General features: G+C 70.2%; 12 protein-coding genes and 1 pseudogene. 8 read left to right on the forward strand and 5 right to left on the reverse strand.

Annotated features, from left to right (window positions below):
* Window positions 1–108: 108 nt before the first annotated feature.
* From GNT67_RS01905 to GNT67_RS03020, 3 genes and pseudogenes are all read left to right on the forward strand, one after another.
* Window positions 109–2,448: a GH92 family glycosyl hydrolase gene (locus tag GNT67_RS01905; protein WP_159628045.1), complete on the forward strand. Its 2,340-nt coding sequence runs from the start codon at window positions 109–111 to the stop codon at window positions 2,446–2,448.
* Window positions 2,449–2,548: 100 nt separating this feature from the next.
* Window positions 2,549–2,866: pseudogene (locus GNT67_RS03015) on the forward strand (nuclease-related domain-containing protein); the annotation flags it as partial.
* A 397-nt stretch (window positions 2,867–3,263) separates the two neighbouring features.
* Entirely contained in the window at window positions 3,264–4,184 is a 921-nt protein-coding gene (locus GNT67_RS03020) for an ATP-binding domain-containing protein (protein WP_229407877.1), read from the forward strand.
* Here the strand turns inward: GNT67_RS03020 and GNT67_RS01915 are convergent.
* Both GNT67_RS01915 and GNT67_RS01920 read right to left on the reverse strand, forming a co-directional pair.
* Window positions 4,181–5,188 (reverse strand): helix-turn-helix transcriptional regulator, encoded by a 1,008-nt coding sequence (locus GNT67_RS01915; RefSeq protein ID WP_159628047.1) that lies wholly within the window; start codon window positions 5,186–5,188, stop codon window positions 4,181–4,183. The two genes, GNT67_RS03020 and GNT67_RS01915, sit on opposite strands and share 4 nt — an antisense overlap.
* Window positions 5,188–5,601, reverse strand: coding sequence for a hypothetical protein (locus GNT67_RS01920; protein WP_159628049.1), 414 nt, complete (start codon window positions 5,599–5,601; stop codon window positions 5,188–5,190). Before GNT67_RS01920 ends, GNT67_RS01915 begins: the two co-directional genes overlap by 1 nt.
* A gap of 208 nt (window positions 5,602–5,809) precedes the next feature.
* On the opposite strand from GNT67_RS01920, the gene GNT67_RS01925 reads away from it, so the two are divergent.
* Window positions 5,810–6,346 (forward strand): hypothetical protein, encoded by a 537-nt coding sequence (locus GNT67_RS01925; RefSeq protein WP_159628051.1) that lies wholly within the window; start codon window positions 5,810–5,812, stop codon window positions 6,344–6,346.
* 83 nt (window positions 6,347–6,429) lie between these two features.
* Window positions 6,430–8,526, forward strand: coding sequence for an AAA family ATPase (locus tag GNT67_RS01930; RefSeq protein ID WP_159628053.1), 2,097 nt, complete (start codon window positions 6,430–6,432; stop codon window positions 8,524–8,526).
* Window positions 8,527–8,541: 15 nt separating this feature from the next.
* Here GNT67_RS01930 and GNT67_RS01935 read toward each other — a convergent pair whose 3' ends face one another.
* From GNT67_RS01935 to GNT67_RS01945, 3 genes are all read right to left on the reverse strand, one after another.
* Complete coding sequence (locus GNT67_RS01935; RefSeq protein WP_159628055.1) at window positions 8,542–9,399, reverse strand: outer envelope protein; 858 nt, start codon at window positions 9,397–9,399, stop codon at window positions 8,542–8,544.
* A 9-nt stretch (window positions 9,400–9,408) separates the two neighbouring features.
* Window positions 9,409–17,430, reverse strand: coding sequence for a GH36-type glycosyl hydrolase domain-containing protein (locus tag GNT67_RS01940; RefSeq protein WP_159628057.1), 8,022 nt, complete (start codon window positions 17,428–17,430; stop codon window positions 9,409–9,411).
* A gap of 190 nt (window positions 17,431–17,620) precedes the next feature.
* Window positions 17,621–19,156, reverse strand: a complete 1,536-nt coding sequence (locus tag GNT67_RS01945) for an aminotransferase class V-fold PLP-dependent enzyme (RefSeq protein WP_159628059.1) — start codon at window positions 19,154–19,156, stop codon at window positions 17,621–17,623.
* 152 nt (window positions 19,157–19,308) lie between these two features.
* Between GNT67_RS01945 and GNT67_RS01950 the strand changes: the two genes are divergently transcribed.
* The 3 genes from GNT67_RS01950 (at window position 19,309) to GNT67_RS01960 (ending at window position 22,843) form a co-directional block, all read left to right on the forward strand.
* A complete protein-coding gene (locus GNT67_RS01950) occupies window positions 19,309–19,794 on the forward strand; it encodes an Lrp/AsnC family transcriptional regulator (RefSeq protein ID WP_159628061.1) in 486 nt (161 codons plus the stop codon).
* An 86-nt stretch (window positions 19,795–19,880) separates the two neighbouring features.
* The gene (locus GNT67_RS01955; RefSeq protein WP_159628063.1) at window positions 19,881–21,017 is read left to right on the forward strand and encodes a branched-chain amino acid ABC transporter substrate-binding protein; all 1,137 of its coding nucleotides are present in this window, start codon (window positions 19,881–19,883) and stop codon (window positions 21,015–21,017) included.
* A 20-nt stretch (window positions 21,018–21,037) separates the two neighbouring features.
* A complete protein-coding gene (locus GNT67_RS01960; RefSeq protein ID WP_159628066.1) occupies window positions 21,038–22,843 on the forward strand; it encodes a DUF885 domain-containing protein in 1,806 nt (601 codons plus the stop codon).
* The last annotated feature ends 118 nt before the right edge of the window (window positions 22,844–22,961 follow it).

Raw genomic sequence — 22,961 nt, forward strand, 5'->3', positions numbered from 1 at the left:
GCTGAAACACGGTAACCATTGATCGGAAACCGGACTCCACATATAAAGTTGCGTGGATATCGTGCAACAAGGGCGGCGCGCCTCGCTGCCGCCACCTGTGGAGACAATATGACAGCCAGGCTTCATTTCGGACACCTCTCGATCGCCGCCAGCGCGGCGCTGTTGTTTAGTGCAGTTCCCGCGCAGGCGGTTCCTGCCGGCAGCCCGGCGGAGGCGGTCAACGTCTTCATCGGCACCGGCGGCGACGGCCACACCTTCCCCGGCGCCAGCCGCCCGTTCGGCATGGTGCAGCTCAGTCCCGACACCCAGCACCGCCATTTCCGCCAGAGCTATCCCTGGGCCGCCGGCTACAACCATGCCGACGGCTCGATCCTCGGCTTCTCGCACACCCACTTCTCGGGCAGCGGCCACTCCGACCTGGGCGATGTGCTCTTGATGCCCTACGGCGGCGAAACCAAGCTCGAACCGGGCTATCCGGAACGCCCGTTCTCGGGCTACCGTTCGCGCTTCTCGCACGACCAGGAAAAAGCCGAACCGGGCTATTACGCGGTGCGCCTGAAGGACCACGACGTCGACGTCGAACTGACCGCCAGCGAGCGCGTGGGCTTGCACCGCTACAAATTCAAGGCCGGCGAGGCGGCCAAGGTGCTGCTCGACCTGCGCACCAGCATCTACAACTACGACGACAAGAACCTGTGGGCGCGCCTGCGGGTGCGCAACAGCACCACCATCACCGGCATGCGCGAGACGCGCGGCTGGGCGCCGGGACGCCAGCTGCACTTCGCGATCCAGTTCTCGCGCCCGATCGATACCCGCCAGCTCTTGAACCGCGAAGAAGCGATCCCCTACCGCGGTTTCACCCAGCCCGGCAAGACGGCGGGCGACCGGGCCATGGTCGAGGGCAAGCAGCTGATGGCCGACTTCAACTTCGGCGTCCCGAGCGACGGCACCCTGCTGGTCAAGGTCGCGCTGTCGGCGGTGAGCGAAGACAATGCGATCGCCAACCTGGCCGAGATGCCGGGCTGGGATTTCGACCAGGAGCGCGAGCGCGCCGGCAAGGCCTGGAACGATGCGCTGGGCGCGGTGAAGGTCGAGGCCGAGGGCCCGATGCGCACCAAGTTCTACACCGCCCTGTACCACAGCATGCTGGCGCCATCGCTGTTCATGGACCTCGACGGCAGCTACCGCGGCCCGGACAACCAGGTGCACAAGGCGAAGAACTTCCGCTTCCATTCGACCTTCTCGCTGTGGGACACCTACCGCGCCCTGCACCCGCTGCTCACCATCGTCGCGCCCGAGCAGCGCAACGCCGACTTCGTGAACTCGCTGATCGCTTCGCAGCAGCACAGCCCCTACGGCATCCTGCCGGTGTGGCAGTTCCATGGCCTGGAAACCTGGACCATGATCGGCTACCACGCGGTGCCGGTGATCGCCGACGCCTACATGAAGGGCATCCGCGGCTTCGACGCCGACAAGGCCCTGGCCGCGATGACCGCCAGCGCCGAATACGGCCCGTATGGCGGCCTGGAACACTATATGAAGCTGGGCTACGTGCCGATCGACCTCGAGAAAGAGGCCGCGTCCAAGACCGTCGAATACGCATTCGACGACTGGACCATCGCCCGCATGGCCGAGAAGATGGGCAAGAAGGACATCGCCGCACGCTACTACAAACGGGCCCAGAACTACCGCAATGTGTTCGACAAACAGACCGGTTTCATCCGCGCCCGCAAATCCACCGGCGAATTCCGCACCCCGTTCAACCCCGAACTGTCGAACTTCGGCAGCGACTACACCGAGGGCAGCGCCTGGCAGTATTCCTGGTATATGCCGCACGATAACGCCGGCCTGATCTCCTTCCTGGGCGGCGATGCGGGCCTGGTGAGCAAGATCGACCAGGTGTTCGACGCCAAGGTCGACGAGACCGTGTACGCCCACATGGAAGACATCTCGGGCCTGATCGGGCACTACGCCCACGGCAACGAGCCTTCGCACCACGTGGCCTACCTGTACAACTATGCCGGTGCGCCGTGGCGCACCCAGGAGCGCCTGGCCCACATCATGGCGACCCAGTACAGCGATAAGCCGGACGGCCTGTCGGGCAACGACGACCTGGGCCAGATGTCGGCCTGGTTCGCCTTCACCGCGCTCGGCTTCTACCCGGTGGCGCCGGGCAGCAACGAGTATGTGATCGGCCGCCCCTTCCTGGACAAGGCGACCCTGAACCTGCCGAACGGGAAGCGCTTCACCGTGCGCGCCGACGGCCTCTCGGGCGCCAACGGCTACGTCGGCCGGGTGACCCTCAACGGCAAGCCGCTGAACCGCACCTTCATCCGCCACGAGGACATCATGGCCGGCGGCGAACTGGTGTTTACCATGCAGGCCACGCCGAACAAGGACTGGGGCAAGGAGCACAGCGCCCGCCCCTATACCCATACCAGGTACTGAGCAAGGGAGCGCGCGGCAACGACGTGCGGAAAAACGACAGGGCATGGTGTCATCCGGGCTGTTGCTTGATAATGAGCAACTCCTGAAGATCGCTCCCGCCATGGCCACCCTGTCTCCCCACCTGCTGCCGCCCCTGCGCACCGACGCCGGTCGCTATCGCGAACTCGATGTCCTCGAGCGGCTGCGCGACCACCTGCCGGAAGGCTTCGAGGTGTTCCACAGCATCGCGCTGCACACCATCCACAACGGGCACGATCGCTACGGCGAGATCGACATCGTGGTGCTGGCCCCGAACGGCAACCTGCTGCTGATGGAAGTGAAGGCCGGCGCCGTCGTGCTGCGCGAAGGCGGCATCTACAAGCTCTATGGCAGCGGCGAACGCGACGTCGCGCGCCAGGCGCTGGTGCAGCGCGCCGCGATGCAGAACCGCCTGCAGCAGGCCGGCATCCATCCGGAACTGGTCAGCTGCCTGGTCCTGCCCGACTATACGCTGGGCGACGGCCAGGTGACGGCGATCCCGCGCGAGCGCATCATCGACGCGGTCGGCTACGAGCGCATGGTGAGCACGGTGCGCGACTGGCTGGCGCCGACCCAGCGCCCGGTCGAGCGCGAGGCGCTGCGCCGCCTGCTGCTCAACCAGTTCCGGGTGATGCCGGCGCTCGACGTGCTGCGCGACCAGCTGCAAGGCACCGTGCGCCAGTTGTCCGATGGCCTGGCGACCTGGGTGCCGCGGGTCGAGATCTCATCTGGCATCGTGCGGGTGCAGGCCACGGCCGGCTCGGGCAAGACCCAGCTGGCCCTGCAGCTGCTCGAGGATGCGCGCGCCGCGCCTGGATGCGGGCTATGTCTGCTACAACCGCTCGCTGGCCGACCACGTGCGGCGCCTGGCGCCACCGTCCTGCGAGGTGGTCAATTACCACGAGCTGTGCGTCGAGCACTACCGCCGCCGGCACGGCGAACCCGAATTCTCGCCGGACGGCTTCGAGCGCATGACCCAGGCCTACCTCGACGATTGCGACGGCTTCGAGGCGCGCCTGGACCTGTTGATCATCGACGAAGGCCAGGACTTCAGCGCCGAATGGGTGGACAGCCTGTGCCGGCTGCTGCGCGACGGCGGGCGCCTGTACGTGCTGGAGGACGAGGCCCAGCGGCTGTACCAGAAGGACGGCTTCGAGCTGGGCGAGGCGGTGCTGATCCGCTGCAGCGACAATTTCCGCACCCCGCGCATCCTGTGCAAATTGATCAATGCGCTGGACCTGGTGCGTCCGCCAGTGCGCAGCATGAATCCCTACGACGGCGAGGTACCGGGCATCCGCACCTATGCCTCGGGCGCGCAGTTGCTGGCGGCGACCGAGGCGGCGGTGCAAGCGCTGCTGGCGCGCGGTTTCGCGCCGGGCGACATCGCGATCGTCTGCGGCCGCGGGCGCGGTAGCTCGCAGCTGCTGAACCGGGCCACCATCGGCGGCCACCGCACGCGCCGCTTCACCGGCGAATACGACCGCGACGGCGAACACCTGTGGAGCGACGGCGAGCTGCTGATCGAATCGGTGTACCGCTACAAGGGCCAGAGCGCGCCCGCGGTGGTGGTGACCGAATTCGATTTCGACACCCTCGACGACAAGACCCGGCGCATGCTGTTCGTCGCCCTCACGCGGGCGCAGATGGCGGTCGAGCTGGTGTTGTCGCCCGAGGCCGAGCAGTGCCTGCACGCGGCGCTGCAGGACGCCGCCGGCTAGGCGTAGGCCTGCGCCATTTTCGCTACGGTCTGCGCCATCTCCTGGCGCAGGCTGGCCGGCTCATCGACCACCACGCCGTCGCCGAAGCCCAGCAACCACCACACCAGCGCGCGCGTGTTGGGGACGGTGGCCACCAGGCGCAGGCGCTGGTCGTCTTGCAGCGTGAGTTCCTGGTCCTGGCTGAGCGGCGTTTCGTACAGGTGCTCGCCGGCGGTGCGGGTGAACACGGCGCACAGGCGCAGCGGCTCCCCGGCGATCACGCCGAACTGGCCCGAGGCGATATACGCGTCCAGGTCGAAACCTTCCTTCTTGCGCGCGTCCTCGTAGCGCGCCTCGGCCGCCACGATGCGGTGCAGCGCAATGGTGCGCACATCCTCGTAATCGCCGAACATGCAGACCAGGTAGATGATGCCGCCGCGCTGGACGATCGCCTGCGGATGCACCGCCTCGTACAGCGTCGGCTCCTGGGCGTCGCGCTTGCGGTAGTGCAGCGTGAGCTGGCGGTCTTCCATCAGGGCCAGGTAGACGGTGCGCTGGCAGTCGTGGTCCAGGCGCGGCGGGATCAGGGGCTGGTGCGGCGGCATGCTGCGCACCTTGCGCAACCAGGCCTTCGAGGGCACCGGATCGTCGTCGGGCGACAGGGTGCGCGACGCCGATGCGAAGTACGGCTGCAGCGCCTCGGTGGTGCTGGGCGGCAGGTGGTGGCGCAGGTGCTGCTCGACCAGGGTCATGGTGAGCGCCTCGGGCACGGTCAGGCAAGGCAGGTCGAAACGCTGGGCGCCGCGCATCCAGCTCCACTTGAACGGCTTCTCGCTGTCGTCGCACACCAGCGGGAACACGCCGGCCAGGGCCGCCAGGTCGCGCTCGACGGTGCGCTTGGTGACCGGGAACTCGAGCTTGACGAGGCGTTCGCGCAATTCGCCGGCCTCGATCGCGAGCGGCTCGCGCGGTACTTCCTGCAGCATATGCCACTGGCGCAGGAGGGCTTGCTGGTTGCTCGCCATCAGAACGCCTCTGCCCAGCGCTGCCAGTAGCCCGGCTCGTCGTGCTCGGCGTTCTCCATCGCCAGCGCGAGCGGCATGGCGTAGAAGCGCACGCCGGCATGGCGCATGCTGCCGTCGGGCAGCTCGAGATAGTCGCGCAGTACCTGGTAGGCCGGCAGCGTCTCGTCCCACGGCAGGTCCAGGTAGACCTGGCCCAGCCAGGATGCCATCACCGACGGATTGGCCAGCGGGCCGCACGGCCGCCACGGCACGCCGTTGGCGTCCAGCCAGGCCAGCACCTGCTCGCGCATCGGGTCTTGCTGGTAGTCGTAGCTGCGCCGCTCGGCGGCGGCTTGCGGATGGAATTCCAGGTAGAGCGCGGGGCGCCCCTTCTGGCGCGCGATGGCGTCGATATGGTCGATCAGTGCGGGCATGGTGGCTTTCGGCGCGCCGAGGTGGCGTGTTCAAGATGTGATGGTAGCAAATAACTTACCGGCAGGAAATTAATATCCGGCCGGCGAAGCAGGGTGACACGCGCACGCGACAGTCCATGTCGCATGCATGGCCGGGCGCGCTGCGACACATCCTGTCGTCCCCGCCTCCTATGCTGTATGCCGTCTTCCACTGCCCAACAAGGATGCAATGACCGACCTGCGCTGGTATCTGCCGCTCGAACAGTGCCGCGGCCTGGACGCCATCCGCCGCCGCTGGCGCCCCCTGCTCGAGGAGGCCGCCAGCCTGCCGCACCAGGACCCGGCGCGCCACCACGATGCGCTGCTGGCCTTCATCGGCCGCTCGACGCTGTCGCCGCACCTGAAGCTGGCGGCGCTGCTGGCCTGCGTCGACAGCCGCGACTTCGACCTGCGTCTGGCGCTCGGCGCGCTCGACGACCAGGTCAGCGCCAGCCGCGCGCCGTGGCCCGGATCGGTGCACGACGCGGTGGCCGGCAACGGACCCGCGATGCAGGTGGCCAGCCGCCGCGACTGGCTGGGCGCCTTCGTGGTCGGCCGCCTGGCCGGCCTGCGCGACGCCATGGTGGGCGACGGCGCCGGGGTCGCACAGTGGCAGGCCGAATTCCGCCGCCGCTATGCCGAGATGGCGCTGCGGCGCGGCCTGGCCGATGCCGGCGACGCCATCCTGGCGCTGGGCGCCGCGCCGCGGCTCGTGCGCGTCAAGTAAGCACGCCGCCCCTCCACTATTGCGACACATTCCGTCGCAGCACCATTGCACAATGACGTCATTCCATGTTCAGGAGAGTCAATTTGACCGTACGCCGCCGCCGTTCCCGCCCCGCCCCCCAAGAACTCGCCCAGGCCTGCCGCCTCTGGGTCTTGCGCATCATGGTGCCGCTCGGCGGCCACCGCGACCTGATCGGTCCGATGTGCTTCTCCAACGATCACCTGGCGCGCGCGCTGGGGCTGGGCGACTGGATCGACGACGACGAGCGCGAGTTCGACACCAAGCTGGTCAAGAAGCGGCTGCGCGAACTGCACCGCGAGGCAGAACACGCCGCCGAGTGCGATGTGCCCGCGGTCCTGCACGCCAACGTGGCCCGCCTGGCGGCCCTGGTCGGGATGTCCGACGTCGAATGCCGCATCCTCGAATTGGCCACCATGCTGCACCACGAGCGCATCCTCGACGATGCCGCCGAAACGCTGGGCAACCTGTCCTCGCCCAAAATCGTCGATGTGCTGGCCGTCCTGCTCGACCTGGAGCCGGACACGGTGCGCGAGGCCCTGGGCGCCGGCGGCGTGCTGGCGCGTTCGGGCCTGCTCAATATCGACCGCTCGATCAGCGGCTCGCTGCGCAGCAAGCTCGACCTGCTGTCGAACCGCTTCGCCGATTCGGTGGTCGGCCTCGACGCCGATCCGATCTCGCTGCTGCGCGACACGGTCGCCCCCAGCGCCGCGGCGCGCCTGACGCTCGGCGACTTCCCGCACCTGGCACAGGAACTGGCGATCCTGCGCCCCTACCTGGAGCGCAGCGTGAGCGGCAGCGATACGCCGCGCCAGGGCGTGAACGTGTTCGTGTACGGCGCGCCGGGCACCGGAAAAAGCGAGCTGGCGCGGGCGCTGGCGGCGCAACTGGGCTGTGAGCTGTTCGAGGTGGCCAGCGAAGACGAGGATGGCGACCCGGTCGGCGGCGAACGCCGGCTGCGCGCCTACCGCGCCGCCCAGAGCTTCTTCGACCGCCGCCGCGCGCTGCTGCTGTTCGACGAGGTCGAGGACGTGTTCGCCGACGACGGCATGTTCGGCCAGCGCAGCACCGCCCAGCGCCGCAAGGCCTGGATCAACCGCACGCTGGAACAGAACCGGGTGCCGACCCTGTGGCTGTCGAACTCGATCGAGGGCATCGACCCGGCCTTCCTGCGCCGCTTCGACATGCTGGTCGAAGTCCAGGTGCCGCCGCGCAGCCAGCGCGAGCGCATCCTGCAGGCCGCCTGCGGCGACCTGGTCGACGCGCCGACCCTGGCGCGCATGGCGCAGGTCGAGACCCTGGCCCCGGCCGTGGTCGACCGCGTGGCCTCGGTGGTGCGCACCATCCGCGATCAATTCGACGGACGCGGCGCCGCGCGCGCCGTCGCCTGGCTGGCCGGGCGCACGCTCGAAGCCCAGGGCCACGCCGGGCTCGATGCGGGCGGCGCCGCGCGCCTGCCGCCCGACTACGATCCGGCCATCCTGAACGCCGACACCGACCTGGCGGCGCTGCTGCCCGGCCTGCAGCATGCGCGCTCGGGCCGGCTGTGCCTGTACGGCCCGCCGGGCACCGGCAAGAGCGCCTTCGGCCGCTGGCTGGCCGAGCGGCTCGAGATGCCGCTGATGCTGCGCAGCGCCTCGGAGCTGATGTCGAAGTATGTCGGCGAGAGCGAAAAGGCGATCGCCCTGGCCTTCCGCCAGGCCGAACGCGAAGGCGCGCTGTTGATGATCGACGAAGTCGACAGCTTCCTGCGCGACCGCGACGGCGCCCGCGCCTCGTGGGAAGTCACGCGCGTCAACGAGATGCTGACCCGGATGGAAGCCTTCGGCGGCGTGTTCATCGCCTCGACCAACCTGATCGACGACATCGACCCGGCCGCGCTGCGCCGCTTCGACCTCAAGCTGCGCTTCGGCTACCTGCGTCCCGAGCAGGCAATGCTGATGCTGGAACGCCAGTGCGCGACCCTCGGCCTGGCCCCGCCCGACGTGCACGCGCAGGCGCGCGTGCGCAGCCTGGCGCAGCTGACCCCGGGCGACTTCGCGGCGCTGGCGCGGCGCCACCGCTTCGCGCTCTTTACCGCCTGCGCGCCGCTGGTGACGGCGCTCGAGCAGGAATGCGCGCTCAAGCGCGGCCGGCAGGCGGCGATCGGCTTTTTGGCCTGATGCGGCATCACCGTCTCAGAAGTGGTATTCGGCGCGGATCATCGGGGTGCTGGCGCGCTGCCCGCGCCCGCCGGTGGTGACGCGCGAATTGCCGAACTTGTTGTTCCAGAACTGGTATTCGACGCCGACGCGGAATCGGTTCTTCTTCTGGCCGTAATATGCGCCGATATCGTACATCAGCTGCATGTCGATATTCGTTTCCGCGCTGGTCGGATTGCCGGTTTCGTCGAGCCCCTTGGCGGCGATGAAGTTGGCATAGCCTTCGAAAGCCCAGCGCTCGCCCAGCGGGATGCCCCAGCTCAGGTTGAGCATCGGGTGGTTGTCGTACTTGTAGCGCCCGCGCACCTCGGAGATCGGGGCGAAGGCGCCGCCCGGCGCATTGCTTTCGCGGATCAGGAGGATGCTGGTGCTGAGAAAACCCGGCACGTCCCACATCAGGGTCGGGCCGAGCACCAGCATGCGCTTGCGCGAGTTGTAGCCGACGTCGCGCTTGGTATTGACGTCGAAGCCGGCGGTCAGGCCGACACCCTTGACCTTGCCGAACCGTAGCTCACGCCCGCTCAGCGCGCCGATGTCGAGCGTGTGGCGGTACAGCAGATAGGCTTCGTCGGCGCCGGAACTGCCGCCGAGCGAGCGCGGATCGTTGCGGTCCGACTTGAGCCAGTCGAGGTTGAAATAATTGCTGCCGTACTTGTAGCCGCTGGCGTGGGTCAGCGCCAGCACGTGCTTGTCGATGTGCTCGGCGTTGAAGGGCTCGGCGAAGCGGCTGCCATGGCGCCAGCTGATGGCGGTATCGCTCCAGTCGAGCGCCAGGGCCGGGCTGGCCGTCAGCAGGCAGATGCCGCAGCCGAAGGCGCGGGTGACGATGTTCATGATGTGATCCTAAGCTTCGGGCGCCGGGAGCGTTGCCGGCGTGCCGGCAACCTGCAATTCTACCTTGTGGTCACGCCGGTCGTCGCACAGTGCCAGCGTCCAGTCCGGGCACGGCTGGCCGTCAAGCAGCATGCGCTCTGGCCCGCTGGTGGCGCGCACTGTGATCTCGTAGACCGCGCTGTGGTAGCGATAGCGCAGGCTAAAGCCCTCCCAGCCCGGCGCCAGGCGCGGTTGCAGGCGCAGCGCGGCGCCGTGGCGCTGCAGGCCCAGCAGCGCTTCGACGAACAGCAGCCAGGTCCACGCCGCCGCTGCGCCGTGGCAGCCGCCGATGGCGCGGCCGGCATGCGGCGCGATCGTGCGCATGCCATCGCTCATCAGGTAAGGCGGGGCTTCGGGTGCGTGCGACGGATCGAGCATGCGCGCCAGTTGCCATGCGCGACCCGCATCGCCCAGCCGCGCGAAGCCGGCCGCGGCCCAGGCCGTGGCACGGTGGTCCTGGCCGGGGCTCGACGTGACGCGCTCGCTCCACACGCCGTCCACCGGCGGATCGCAGCGCGCCAGGTCGCCGTTGCCCGCCAGGCGCGCGACGGCCGCGCGCAGCGCCTGCGGGCCCTGCTCCGCCCCGGCCTTCAAGGCCCAGCACTGGGTCGAGAGCTCGACGCGGCAGGCCGGGTTGGCGATCGCGCCGAGCGCATTGCTGCTGTCGAGCCAGGTCCAGCGATACCAGGCGCCATCCCAGCCGTGTTCCTCGCACTGCGCGCGCAGCGCCAGCGCGGCGCCGCGGCAGGTGGTGGCGAAACCGAAGTCGGCCCGATGATCGGACACCTCGGCGAAGCGCTGCAGCACGGTGGCCATGAAGAAGCCCAGGCTGATGCTCTCGACCCGGCCCGGCACGCCCTCTTCATGCAGGCGCGCCGCCGCCGGCGGCAGGCCGCGCGGCCCGAAGCGCAGGCAGCCGCGCAGGCCATGCACGCAGTATTCGTACAGGTCGTCGCGCTCCGACAGCGGCGTATCGAGCACGCCATGGTCGCTCGTCGCGGCCAGGTAGCGCGCCAGCGCATACGGCAGCCACAGGAAATCCTCGACCGCGGACCCGGCCGTGAACGCGGGCGCGGCGCGCAGCAAGGCGGCGCGCAGCAGCTCGGGCCGCGCGTGCGCGCACACCAGGGCCGACTGCAGGCGCGTGGCCGGGTCGGGTTCGCCCATCATGGCGCCGATCGCCTGGTACGGCAGCCAGCCATTGATCCGCGCGTCGAGCGCGGGCTCGGGCGTGTGCACGCCGACGGCGCCCAACGTATGGTCCCACCAGCCGCGCAGGTGCTGCCACGCGGCGGCGGCGGCGCGCGATCCGCCATGGCGCTGGACCGCGGCGCTGGCGTCCAGGCTGCCGGGACCGGCCACGCCCAGCACGAACACCAGTTCGCACCCGGCGCCCGGTTCCAGGGTCAGGTCCACCTGCAATACCGCGCACGGCTCGTAGCCCGCACCGAAGGCCCCCGACAGCCTGCTGCTTCCCAATGCCGCCGGGCGCGCGATGGCGCCGTGGCGGCCGATGAATTCCTGGCGGTCGCAGGTCACGGCGACCTGCTCGGCGTCGACGTGGAAGAACGCGATCCGGTCCTGCAGGCCGGCGCCGAAGGCGTTGCGCGCGAACAGGGCGCCACTGGCCAGGTCGCGTTCGGTCACCACCTGCAGGCCAGGCGCGGCGTGGCGCTCATCGAGCAGCCAGGCCACGTAGCCGGTGGCGCTGAGGCGGCGCGGCGCGGGGCTGTCATTGCGTAGGCGCAGCACACTGTACTTGAGCGGCGCATCCTGGGCCACGAAGCAGCGCAATTCGGAATGGATGCCGTGGGCGCGGTGTTCGAACACGCTGTAGCCGATGCCATGGCGCGTCTCGTACGGCGCCGGCGATGGCGCCGGCCACGGCGTCGGCGACCACACGACGCCGCTGTCTTCGTCGCGCAGGTAGAACGCTTCGCCCTCCTGCGGCGCGACGTCGTCCTCGCCGCCGCTGGTCAGGCGCGTCGCGCGATCGCCGCTCCAGCTGACGGCATGGCCGCGCTCCGAGACGATGCTGCCGAAGCCGTCGTTGGCCAGCAGGTTGATCCACGGCGTGGCGGGCGCCGCCAGGTCCGGGCTGCTGCGGACCACGACCTCATGCCGCTCGGTCGCCGCCGTGGCCAGCGGCTCGGCGGTCCAGGCCGGCGCCGGTCCGCTGGCGGCGAACGACGGCGCCATGGCGCCCATCGTGCGCCCGGCGCGGCGCAGCTGGTCGGCCAGGTCGCCGCGCTCGCCCGACAGCAGCACGCTGGCGGCGGAACGCAGCAGGATGCGGTCTTCGCGCGGCACGTCTTCTTTCAGGTGCAGGTGCAGGCCGCCCGGCCCGTCGAAGCTGGCCGGATCGACCAGCGGCACGGCCAGGTGCATCAGGGCCTCGCGCAGCGCGCGGCTGTCGCACAAGACCAGCAGGTCGACCGCCAGGCCGTGGCTGCGCCAATAGCCGTGCGCCTGCAGCAGCTGGCGCGCCAGGCCGGTGCCCGGGCCTTCGCCCAGCTGGAGCAGCAGCAACGGCAAATCGCCCGTGACGCCATAGGCCTGCAGGTCGGCGCGCGCGCGCGCATTGCGCGCGATCACGGCCGGATCGGCGCGCAATGCCGGCACCGGCTGCAACAGGCAGCCGGCCAGGCGGTTGACCAGCTGGGCATCGGCCTGCCTGACGTCGCTGCGCCGCAGGTCGGCCTGGGCCCGGGTCCAGGCGGCCTCGATCGCGTGGTCGACCACATGGGCGGCGCCGTAGCGCGCCGCCAGTTCGCGCGCCAGCGCGCGGCCGGACGCCGCGCCCAGCAGCAGATCGACCGTGATTTCCTGCTGCGGCCCGACGGTCACGGTGCGGCGCAGGGCCAGCAGCGCTTCATCCGGTTCCGGGTCCGGCCCCGGCAGCGCGCCGCCCACGCTCACCGCGCGCGGCAGTTGCGGCTCGTGGCCGCGCCCGATGAAGCGCGCACGGCTGGTCTCGGCGCTCGGCTGCCCGGCCACGGCGCGCACCGTCATGCGGTGCACCACCACCGGCGCGCTGGGCGCGGTCACGCACAGCAGGCTGTCGGCCGGAGCGTCGAACTCGATCCGGATGCCGCTGCGGCCCCCTTCCTGCAGCGCCGGTCCGGCCAGCGCCACGCAGCTGGTCAGCTCCAGGGTGCGCGCTTCAGGCGTGCGGTTGACGATGCGGATGCGGCGCAGCTCGACGTCGTCGCCCGGCGCCACCACCGCATCGGTGCGCAGCTCGATGCCGTGGTCGACCCGGCGCAGGCTGGCTCGCCCTTCGGCCAGCACCGCCTCGCATTCCGCCGGCCGCGCGGCGCCAGGCAGCAGCACATTGGCCCAGGCGGCGCCGCTGGCGGTGTCGCGCACATGACAGGCCAGGCCGACTTCGCCCGGACCGGTGCGCGTCAGCAGCGCGTCTTCCCAGCGGCTGACGGCGGCGCCGGCATTGTCCAGCACCAGGTGGTAGCGGCCATTCGACAGCAGCTGGACTTCGGGCAGCGGCGAGGCGTCCGGCGCCAGCACGCGCGAATACGGATGGGTCGCTGCGCCGCTGTCCGGCGCCGCGCCGGCGCGGTAGCGCAGTGGCGGCTCGGCGCCGGATGCCGGCGCGGCTTCCTGCAGCAGGCCGAACGCGGCGCGTAGTTCAGGGTCGCGCGCGAAACGGCGCTGCATCGGCTCGCCCAGCAGGTGGCGCGCCAGCGCCAGCAGGGTCGCGGCCTGGTGCGGCGCCACCTGGGCCCGCACCACCGCCTGGCGTTCGCCCTGCGGCAGGCGGGCCGGCGCATAGTCGAGCGCTTCATGGAAACCGGTGTCGCCCAGCAGGCCCTGGTCCGCCATGCGGCGCAGGTTGGCCGCCGCCAGCGCCGGCGCCACGGCCAGCGCCAGCGCGGCGCCATGGGGCGCGGCGACCAGATCGTCTTCAGGACGGGGGCTCAGGGCGGCGGCCGGCAGGCCGAAGCGCTCGACGCGGTAGCGCGCCGCCGCGTCGACCGCGTTGCAGCCCGATTCGGTATAGCCCCACAGCATGTTGCGGCCCCTGGCGTGGGCCGCCTGCAGCCGCACCAGCGCGCGTCCGGCATCGTCGAGCAAGGTGTCGCGCCATGCCGGCATCAGGAGGCGCGGCGCCAGCACATCGGCCAGCGCCCCGGCGCGCGACAGCAGCAGCGCCCCGGCGCCCGTCATGCGCAAGGGCCGGCCGAGCGACCACCAGTGCCGTTGCGGCAGCTGGTCCTGGGCCACGGCCGCGAAGCTGGCCATGCACGCCTCGGACGCCAGCAGGTCGCAGACGTCGTCATCCAGGCGCCCGTCGCGCACATGGCAGCCGGCGGCCAGCTGGCCGCTGGCGGGATCGGCCAGTGCACCGAAATCGGCGCGCGCCAATTCGCGCGCCTGGGTGGCCAGGGCCGCGATCCGGGCCAGGCGCTCGCGCGCACAGGCGCGGCCTTGCTCGACCAGCGCGGCCAGGCCGCCGTTGCCAGGTGGCGGCGCGATCTCGGCCAGCTCGCGCAAGCTGGGGATGCGGGTCAGGCCGGCGTCGAGCACGTATTCCTGCAGCGCGCGGGTCCACGGCGCCAGTGCCTGCAAATCGTGCAGTTGCGCCTCGCACTGCCGCGCCAGGCGCGCGCTCCAGGCGCGCAGCGCGGGATCCGCATCCGGCGCCAGCGCGGCGTCCAGCTCGACGGCCCGCGCCGCCATGCCGCGCAGGCAGTCGGCCAGGCCCGGCAGGGTATCGGTGGCGCGGCTGCGGCCCGGCGCCAGCGACTCTTCCATCGCCGTCAGCGCCGGCAGCAGGTCGGGCGGCGCATGGTCGCGCACCACCCACAGCGTGGCGCGCAGGCCGTCCAGCGCGGCGGCGTCGAGGATCGGCCGGTCTGGCAATTCATCCAGGCCGGCGGCAAAGGTGCGCAGGGCCAGCACCAGGGCGCCGCTGGCCGCGGTGTCGACATGGGCCGGCTCGATAGGGGCAAGCGTAGCGCCGTCGTACCAGGCCAGCACATGGCCCTGCCAGCGCTCCAGCAGCGCCGTCGCCCCCAGGGCTGCTTCACCGCGCTCGAGCAGGCCGCCCAGCGGCAGGTAGCCGAAGTCGCGCGCGCCGAGCGTCGCCAGCAGGCCCAGGCCGATGCCGGCTGGCGACACCCGATCGTCAATGGCCGGTTCGGCATGCCCGAACACGGCGTGCGGCGCCAGGCCGTGCGCGCCGGCGCCATGCTGCTCGAAGAAAGCCCAGCTGCGGCGCGCCAGGGTGCGCAGGAAGCGGGTCTGTCCCTTGGCCAGGCGCATGCCGCGGCGCGACGGCTGGCTGGTCCACCACGCCAGCACCGGCGACAGGAACCACACCAGCAGCAGGGGCGCGGTCGCGAACAGGGCGTACGGGTTGGCGAAGGTCAGCAGCACCGCCACCCCGACCGCCAGCAGCGGCGCGAACCACATGGCGCGCCAGTTGTTCTCCATCGCGCTGCCGGTGCGCGCCAGCGCGGGCGGGCGCTGTTCGAGCAACTTGCGGCGGCTGACATCGCGCCGCCACAGGCCGCGCACCATCGCATCGGCGTCGGCCCAGGCCGTGTGCGGGAAAAAGGCCAGCGCCAGCACGGCGCGCACCAGGCAGCCACGCGCCTGCCTGGCCCAGCCATCGAGGTGCTGGCGCAGCGGCGCGTCGAACGGACGGCTGGCCAGCGCCACCAGCATCTGCAGCAGCGGCGGCAGCCAGAGCGGGGCCAGGATGGCCACGGTCCAGAACACCGGCGCGGCCAGCAGGCTCCAGCACAGCACCAGCAGCGCCAGCGCGCCCGGTGCGGCCAGGCTCCCGGCCAGGGTGTCGAACAGGCGCCAGCGCAGCCGGGGTGCGCGCAAGCCGGCCGCGCCGGGCTGCAGCCGGCGCGCCTCTTGCCAGGCGGCGCGCAGCGCGCGGTGGCGGCGCAGCACCTGTTCGCCATGGCTGCCCGGGTGCGCGGCATCCAGGCGCAGGTCGGCGATGCCGGCGGCGCGCAGGCGGTCTTCCTCGACCACGCCGGGCTCGGCCCGCCCTTCGTCGTGCAGCTCCAGGCCCAGCGCGCGGCGCCAGGCGTCGACATCGTAGATCGCCGCCCAACCATGGCAGCCGTCGCGCCACAGGCGCTGGTAGCGCATGGCGCCGCGCTCCGGCATGGCGGTGGCGATTTCCGGCAGCAGCATGGCATGCCCTTCCCTGACCTGGCCGGCGTCGTCCTGCAGCGGCAGGTGGAGCGGGTGCGCCATGGCCGCCACCAGGCTGCGCGCGGCGTCGCGCGGCAAGCCGGTGTCGGCGTCGAGCGCGATCACGTAGCGCATTTCAGCGCCCGCCCCGAGGTTGCCGGCCGCCAGCAGGAAGCGCTCGCGCGCCCCGCACAGCCAGGCATTCAGGTCGGTCAGCTGGCCGCGCCGCCGCTCGCGGCCGATCCAGGCCTGCTGGTCCTCGCTCCAGCTGCGGGCACGCACCAGCAGCATGAATCGGTCGCCATGCTTGCGGTTGAGCGCTTCGATCGCGCCTTGCGCCTGTTCCAGTAGCGCTGCGTCGGGCGGCATTGTCTGTTCTGGCGCATCGGGCAGGTCGAGCAACAGGCAAAAGCGCAAGCCTGGATCGCGGTTGCCAAGGTAGCGCACTTCGAGGTCTTCGCACAGGGCCGCGACCCGCGCGGCGTCGTCGGCCAGCGCGGACACGGCCACCACGGTCTGCGCATCGGCCGGGATGCCGGCCGCGACATCCATGCGCGGCGTGGCCTGCGCTCGGGCAAGCCAGCTCCTGGCCATCCGCACCAGCGCGCGCGCCAGCCCGGCGCCGACCGGCAGCGCCAGGATGCCCATCAGGACCAGCAGCAAGGGCCCGGCGCCACCCTGCCACGCGTGGACCAGGCCGGCGCCGGTGAACAACAGGACCAGGACCGCCGTGGCGGCCGCCGTGGCGTTCACGCCCAGGCCGGCCTGCGCCGGCTTCCATGCGGTGCGTCCGCCGCGCAGCCTGGCTTCGAGCGCCGCCAGGCCGGGGCCGGCCAGGTAGTGGCCGACGTGGCGCATGCGCGTATCAAGACCGCCCTCGCCCGGCGCGCGATGAATGCCGGCCAGCGCGATCGCCTCTTGCGCCACCGCGGTCTCGCTCGCGCCAACCGTGCGCGCCAGGCGTGCGACCGTGTGCCGGTAGCGGTCGCGCGTGGCGCCGTCCATGCGCGCATAACCGCCGTCCGGGTCGTCCCGCAGCAGCGCATCGACCACGCCCAGGCGTTCGGCGAAGGCGCGCCAGTCGACGCCGCCCAGGGCGCGCAGGCTGGCCAGGGCATTGCCGGCCGCAACGGCATCCTGGGCCTGGGCGCCGCGTTCGTCCTGCGCCAGCTGGGCGCTGCTGCCTTCGCGGTCCGCCAGGCGCGCGTCGATCCAGTCCGCCACCTGGGCCAGCGGCGCGCCACGGCCTTGCAGGCGGCGCACCAGTTCGGTCACGAAAGCGCCGTCGTCAGGATCCTCGGCGCGCGCCATGTCGGCGAACAGCAGCACCAGGTCGCCGGGACGGGCCTCGGCGGTGTCGAGGAAGCGCGCGGCCCAGGCGGCGGCCCGTTCGCGGCCGGCGCAGACCCGCGCCGCGCGCACGGCCAGGTCGGCCAGCCAGTCGAGCAGCGCAAGGCGCAGCAGCGCCGGCAGCGCATCGAGTTCCGCGACGCGCCACGGCGCGCCTTCCTGGCTGGCGCCGACCAGGCGCGCCAGTGCATCGGTGTCGACCTGGCCGTCGCCGCGCTTGACCGCCTCGCGTACCAGGTCCCAGGCGCGCCCGGCGCCGATGTCGCGCGCTTGGGCACGCGCCAGCCGCAGCTGGGCGCCGTGCAGGTGATGGCCCTCGAGCAGGCGCGCGCCGGCGGGCGGCAGTTCGATGCCTGCGCGCGCGGCGCGGTCGAGCGCCTCGCAGGCGCTGGCGATGCGCTGCGCGTCGCTAGCCAGCAGCGGCGCCAGGGCATGCCCGGCGGGCATCTTGTCGTTCTCAACTTTCAAGCGGGGACCTCGGGACACAGGCGTGCGCGGCGGACCGCCGGAGGACGGGGTGCCCAGGGCGGATCAGGGCAAGGACCCAGGCAAATGCTGGGCGCGCACGACTGATCCCATGCTAGGGAAAGAACCGGAAAATTACCGTGCGCTGGCGTACACACACCGCCCGCCGGGCCGGCAGGCGGTCGAGCGTCAATCAGGCGAGCGCGAAGCCGCCGGCCAGCGAGCAGGCGCGTGGATGGCCCAGCGCGCGCAGGGCAAGCGCGGCGCGGGCGCTGCGCGCGCCGCTGCGGCACACGAACAGCAGCGGGCGCGCATCGGCGCCCAGCCAGGCGGCGGCATGTTCGGCCACGCGCGCCAGCGGCACGTTGAGCGCGGCGCGGCCGTGCACCTCCACCCTGCCGGCGACGCTGTGCTCACGCGCGTCGCGCACGTCGACCACGATGGCGTCGGGGTGGGCGGCCAGCCAGCCGCGCGCCGAGGCCGCGTCGAGTTCGAGGTCGGCATTGTGCGCGGCGTCGCCCGGCGCCGATCCAGTTGCGCCGGGCGACGCCGGCAGCGCCAGCGCGGCGCCGCAGCGCGCGATCCGCTCGTACGCCAGGTCGAGCGCGGCATCGTCCAGCAACGGCCCGATAGAGAGGCGTACCGCGGACGCGCTTTGCCAGGCCGGAACGCCCATCGCGTCGAGCACATAGCTGGGCGCGGCCCTGGATGCGGCGCAGGCCGAGCCGGCGCTGACGCGCATGCCGGCCGCGTCGAACAGGTCGAGCAGTTCGGCGCTGGACACCTCGGGAACCGCGAAGTTGAGCGTGGTGGGCAGCGTGTGCGCCAGCGGCGCATTGAACACGATGCCCGGGAAAGCGCGGCTCAAGGCGTCCACCAGGCGCGCGCGGCAGGCGTGCAGCGCGTCCGTGCCAAGGAAGGTGTCGCCGCGCTCCAGGGCCGCGAGCACCGCGCCCAGCGCCGCGATGCCGGCCATGTTCTCGGTGCCGGAGCGCTGCCCGTCTTCTTGTCCGCCGCCGCACATGAGCGGCGTGAACGGCGCGCCGGCGCGCACATACAGCATGCCGATGCCCTTCGGCGCATGCAGCTTGTGGCCCGAGAAAGGCGCGTAGTCGATACGGCTCGCGCCCAGCGCGAGGGGCAGCTTGCCGAGCGCCTGCACGCAATCGACCATCCACAGCGCCGGGCTGGCCGTCTGCGCCAGCACGGCGGCGATGCCTTCGAGGTCGGACACGACGCCGGTCTCGTTGTTGGCGGCCATGGTGGCGACAAACGCCAGGCGCGGCGCCAGCGCGCCCAGCACCTCGAGCCGGTGGCGGCCGTCGCGATCGACCGGTAGCACGCGCAGTTCGAGCCCCAGGCCCAGCAAGCGGTTCCAGTGCGCCAGGCTTTCGGACACCGCCTTGTGCTCGGTGGCGCCGACCAGCGCCACGTCGCCGCATGCCTCGCCGCGCGCACGCCGCTCGCGTACCGCGCACAGCGCCGACAGCACCGCGGTCTGGATGCCTTCGGTGGCGCCGCTGTTGAACATCAGCCTTCCCGCCGGCGCGCCCAGCACCCGCCGGGCGCAGGCACGCACGCCCTCGCGCAGCGCGCGGGCGCGCAGTCCGCTCGCATGGCTGCTGCTCGGATTGCCGAAGCAATCCTGCATGGCCGCCATGGCGGCGGCCGCGGCGGCAGGCAGCACCGGTGAAGTCGCGTTGGCGTCGAGGTAGATTTCAGTGGTCATCGATTAGCTGTTAAAAACATAAAAAAAGGTGTCGCACAACACCTTATTGTCCAGTAATATGGTACGGAGTTATATCGATTGGAACGTCCCAAATTTCTCGATTTGTGGGCTGTTAATAGAATAATTATTCTTATAAACCAGCTTTGCGGAATATGAACTCACTCGACAAGTTTGATTGTGCGATCCTTGCCGCCCTGCAGGCGGATGCCACCCTTTCCATCTCGGGCTTGAGCGAAAAGGTCGGCCTGTCCAGCACGCCCTGCTGGAAACGCGTGAAACGCCTCGAAGAAGACGGTTATATCGAAAGCCGGGTCAGCATCGTCAACCGCCAGAAGGTCGGCCTGCCGGTCACCGTGTTCGTCAGTGTCAAGACCACCGAGCACGACGAAAAATGGCTGTCGCGCTTCGCCTCGGCCGTGATCGCCCTGCCCGAAGTACTGGAATTTCACCGCATGAGCGGCGATATCGACTACCTGCTCAAGGTCGTCACGACCGACATCGCCGGCTACGACCGCTTCTATAAAAAACTGATCAAGACCGCGCGCCTGACCGGCGTGTCGTCGGCCTTCTCGATGGAACAGATCAAGTCGACCACCGCCCTGCCGCTCGAACTGATCTCGCACGGCGTGCCGGCCTGAGCGTGTTTACGCGGACGCCTGGCGCTTTCGCCCGGCGTGCGATCGTGCGATGATGGCGGCCGTTGACATCAACGGAGACCAAGGGAATGCGATCGAAAATAAAGATGGCGCCGCTGGCGCTGGTGGCGCTGATGGCGTCGATCGGCGTGCAGGCACAGGCCGCGGAACAAATCGTGAAGATCGGCGTGAGCGGCCCGCTGTCGGGTTCCAACGCTTTTGCCGGCAAGGACAATGAAAACGGTGTGCGCCTGGCCATCGAGGAACTGAACGCGCAGAAGATCCAGGTCGGCGCCAATGTGCTGCGCTTCGTGCTGCAATCCGAGGATGACGGCGGCGACCCGAAACAGGGCGTGAGCGTGGCCCAGAAGTTCGCCGACGCCGGCGTCAAGTTCGTGCTCGGCCCGTACAACTCGGGCGTGGCGATTCCGGCCTCGCGCGTCTACAACGACAACGGCATCCTGATGTCGACCGTCGGCACCAATCCCAAGATCACCGCCGCCGGCTACCCGACGGTGTTTCGCATCGTGGCCAGCGACACCCAGGTAGGCGCGTCGGTCGCCGGCTATGCGGCCAAGGAACTGAAGGTCAGGAACGTCGGCGTGATCGACGACCGCACCGCGTTTGGCCAGGGCATCGCGATGGAGTTCAAGCGCCAGGCGCAGCAGGCCGGCATCAAGGTCGCGGGCCATGAATTCACCAACGACAAGGCGAGCGATTTCGCCGCCATCCTGACCTCGCTGCGCGCCAAGAAGGTCGACGCCATTTTCTTCGGCGGCTACGCCCCGCAAGGCGCCCCGATGGCGCGCCAGATGAAGCAGCTGGGCCTGAACGTGCCGCTGCTGGGCGGCGACACCCTGTGCAGCCCCGAGATGGCCAAGCTGGGCGGCGCAGCGGTCGGCGAGAACGTGCGCTGCGCCCAGGCCGGCGCCATCGTCGCCAAGCAGCCGGGCGGCCCGGCCTTCCTGGCCAGCTACAAGAAACGCTTCGGCCGCGATCCGGACGTCTACGCGCCGTCGTTCTACGACCAGACCAGGTTCATCGCCCGGGCGATTCAGCAGGCCAAGTCGGTCGACGCCAAACTGGTCGGCGCCGCGATGCACGCGCTCGACTACCAGGGCGTGGTGGGCACCTATGGCTACGACGCCAAGGGCAACCTCAAGAAGACGGCGGTAACGGTGTACACCTTCAAGAACGGCGCGTTGACGCCGCTGGCCAGCTACTGACCTTCACAAGGATAAAAACGATGAGAGAGATCTTCAAGCTCGGCGCGCTGGCCACAGCCGCCCTGCTCGCATGCGCGCCTGCCGCCGCCGCACCGGCACCCGCCGCCGCCACCCAGAAGGTCGCCACGACCGAAGCGGGCAAGGCGATCAACAAGCTGGTCGACGAGTACTACGATGCCTACGCGCGCTTCGAGCCGGTGTGGGCGACCGAGAGCGGCGACGGCCGCTTCTTCGACCAGCTCGGGCTGTCGATCGCGCCGAAGAAGCGTGAAGCGCAGTTTGCGCTGTACCGCGGCTACCTGAAACGCCTGGCCACGATCCCGCGCGAGCGCCTCAATGCGCACGAGCAGGCCAGCTACGACATCGTCAAGTTCGAGCTCGAGACCGCGCTGCGCCTGGGCGCCTTCCCCGAGCACCTGCTGCCGCTGGACCAGATGTTCAGCATGCCGACCTTCATCGCCAACTACGCCGGCGGCGAAGGCGCGCAGCCGTTCGCGACGCCCCAGGACTACCGCAACTACCTGAGCCGCCTGGACCAGATGGTGGCGTACATCGACCAGGCGATCGCGAACATGCGCGAGGGTGTGAAACGCGGCATCGTCCATCCGCGCGAGCCGATGCAGTCGCTGCTGCCGCAACTGAAGCAGCTGGTGGCGGCCAAGGCGGACGACAGCATCTTCTACTCGCCGATCAGGAAGCTGCCGGCCGGCTTTTCGAGCGCCGACAAGCGCAGCCTGACCGACGCGTATGGCAAGACGATCGGCGGCAAGCTCAATCCGGCCTTGACCCGCCTGGCCGATTATGTCGAGAAGGACTACCTGCCCAAGACCCGCAGCACGGCTGGCTGGAACGCCCTGCCGAACGGCGCCGAGTGGTACAAGGCGCGCGTGGCGGCGATGACGACCACCGACATGACGCCCGAGCAGATCCACGCGATCGGCCTGAAGGAAGTGGCGCGCATCCAGGGCGAATACGGCAAGATCGGCCCCAAGATGGGGTATACCGGCCCGGCCGCCGGCCTGCCGACATGGGTGTCGGAGCAGCCGAAGTACAAGCCGTTTACCTCGGACCAGCAGGTGATCGAGGTGTTCCAGAAGCTCGACGCGCAGGTGCGCACCAAGCTGCCGGCCCTGTTCACCCTGATGCCGAAGGCGCCGCTGGAAGTGCGCCTGGAGCCGGAACTGACGCGCGCGACCGCATCGGACCACTATTCGGCGCCGGCGGCGGACGGTTCGCGTCCGGGCGTGTTCTGGTCGGTGGTGAACGATCCGACCAAGTACGGCCGCACCGGCATGGTCACGCTGTACCTGCATGAAGGCCAGCCGGGCCACCACTTCCACATCGCGCTGCTGCAGGAACTGGGCTTGCCGAACTTCCGCAAGTTCGGCGGCAATACCGCCTTCACCGAGGGCTGGGCGCTGTATGCCGAGACCCTGGGCAAGGAGATGGGACTGTTCGAGCAGCCCGAGGATTACTTCGGCCACCTGAACGACGAAATGCTGCGCGCCGCGCGCCTGGTGGTCGACACCGGGATGCACAGCAAGGGCTGGAGCCGCGAGCAGGGCATCACCTACTTCCGCGATACGCTGGGTTATTCGGAACAGGAAGCGCGCGCCCAGATCGAGCGCTATATGGTGATGCCGGGCCAGGCGCTGGCCTACAAGATCGGCTCGCTCAAGATCATGGAACTGCGCCAGCGTGCGCAGGCGGCGCTGGGCGACAAGTTCAGCCTGCCGAAATTCCACGAGGTGGTGCTCGATGAAGGCACCTTGCCGCTGGCGGTGCTGGAGGCGAAGGTCGATCGCTGGATCGCGGCGTCGAAGTAGGACTGTAGGGTGGACGGCTTGCCGTCCACGCGTTCGACGTTGCTTGAATTTGACGGTTGATCGGGTTTAGTTGAACGCGTGGACGGGGGGACCCGTCCGCCCTACGGATGCACCTGGT

The organism is Massilia puerhi, assembly GCF_009861485.1.

Coding starts and splice junctions, on each gene's coding strand:
- GNT67_RS01950 (WP_159628061.1), top strand. CDS start 19,309: ATGAACTCACTCGACAAGTTTGATTGTGCGATCCTTGCCGCCCTGCAG.
- GNT67_RS01920 (WP_159628049.1), bottom strand. CDS start 5,601: ATGCCCGCACTGATCGACCATATCGACGCCATCGCGCGCCAGAAGGGG.
- GNT67_RS01960 (WP_159628066.1), top strand. CDS start 21,038: ATGAGAGAGATCTTCAAGCTCGGCGCGCTGGCCACAGCCGCCCTGCTC.
- GNT67_RS01955 (WP_159628063.1), top strand. CDS start 19,881: ATGCGATCGAAAATAAAGATGGCGCCGCTGGCGCTGGTGGCGCTGATG.
- GNT67_RS01905 (WP_159628045.1), top strand. CDS start 109: ATGACAGCCAGGCTTCATTTCGGACACCTCTCGATCGCCGCCAGCGCG.
- GNT67_RS01935 (WP_159628055.1), bottom strand. CDS start 9,399: ATGAACATCGTCACCCGCGCCTTCGGCTGCGGCATCTGCCTGCTGACG.
- GNT67_RS01945 (WP_159628059.1), bottom strand. CDS start 19,156: ATGACCACTGAAATCTACCTCGACGCCAACGCGACTTCACCGGTGCTG.
- GNT67_RS01925 (WP_159628051.1), top strand. CDS start 5,810: ATGACCGACCTGCGCTGGTATCTGCCGCTCGAACAGTGCCGCGGCCTG.
- GNT67_RS01915 (WP_159628047.1), bottom strand. CDS start 5,188: ATGGCGAGCAACCAGCAAGCCCTCCTGCGCCAGTGGCATATGCTGCAG.
- GNT67_RS03020 (WP_229407877.1), top strand. CDS start 3,264: ATGCGCGCGCCGCGCCTGGATGCGGGCTATGTCTGCTACAACCGCTCG.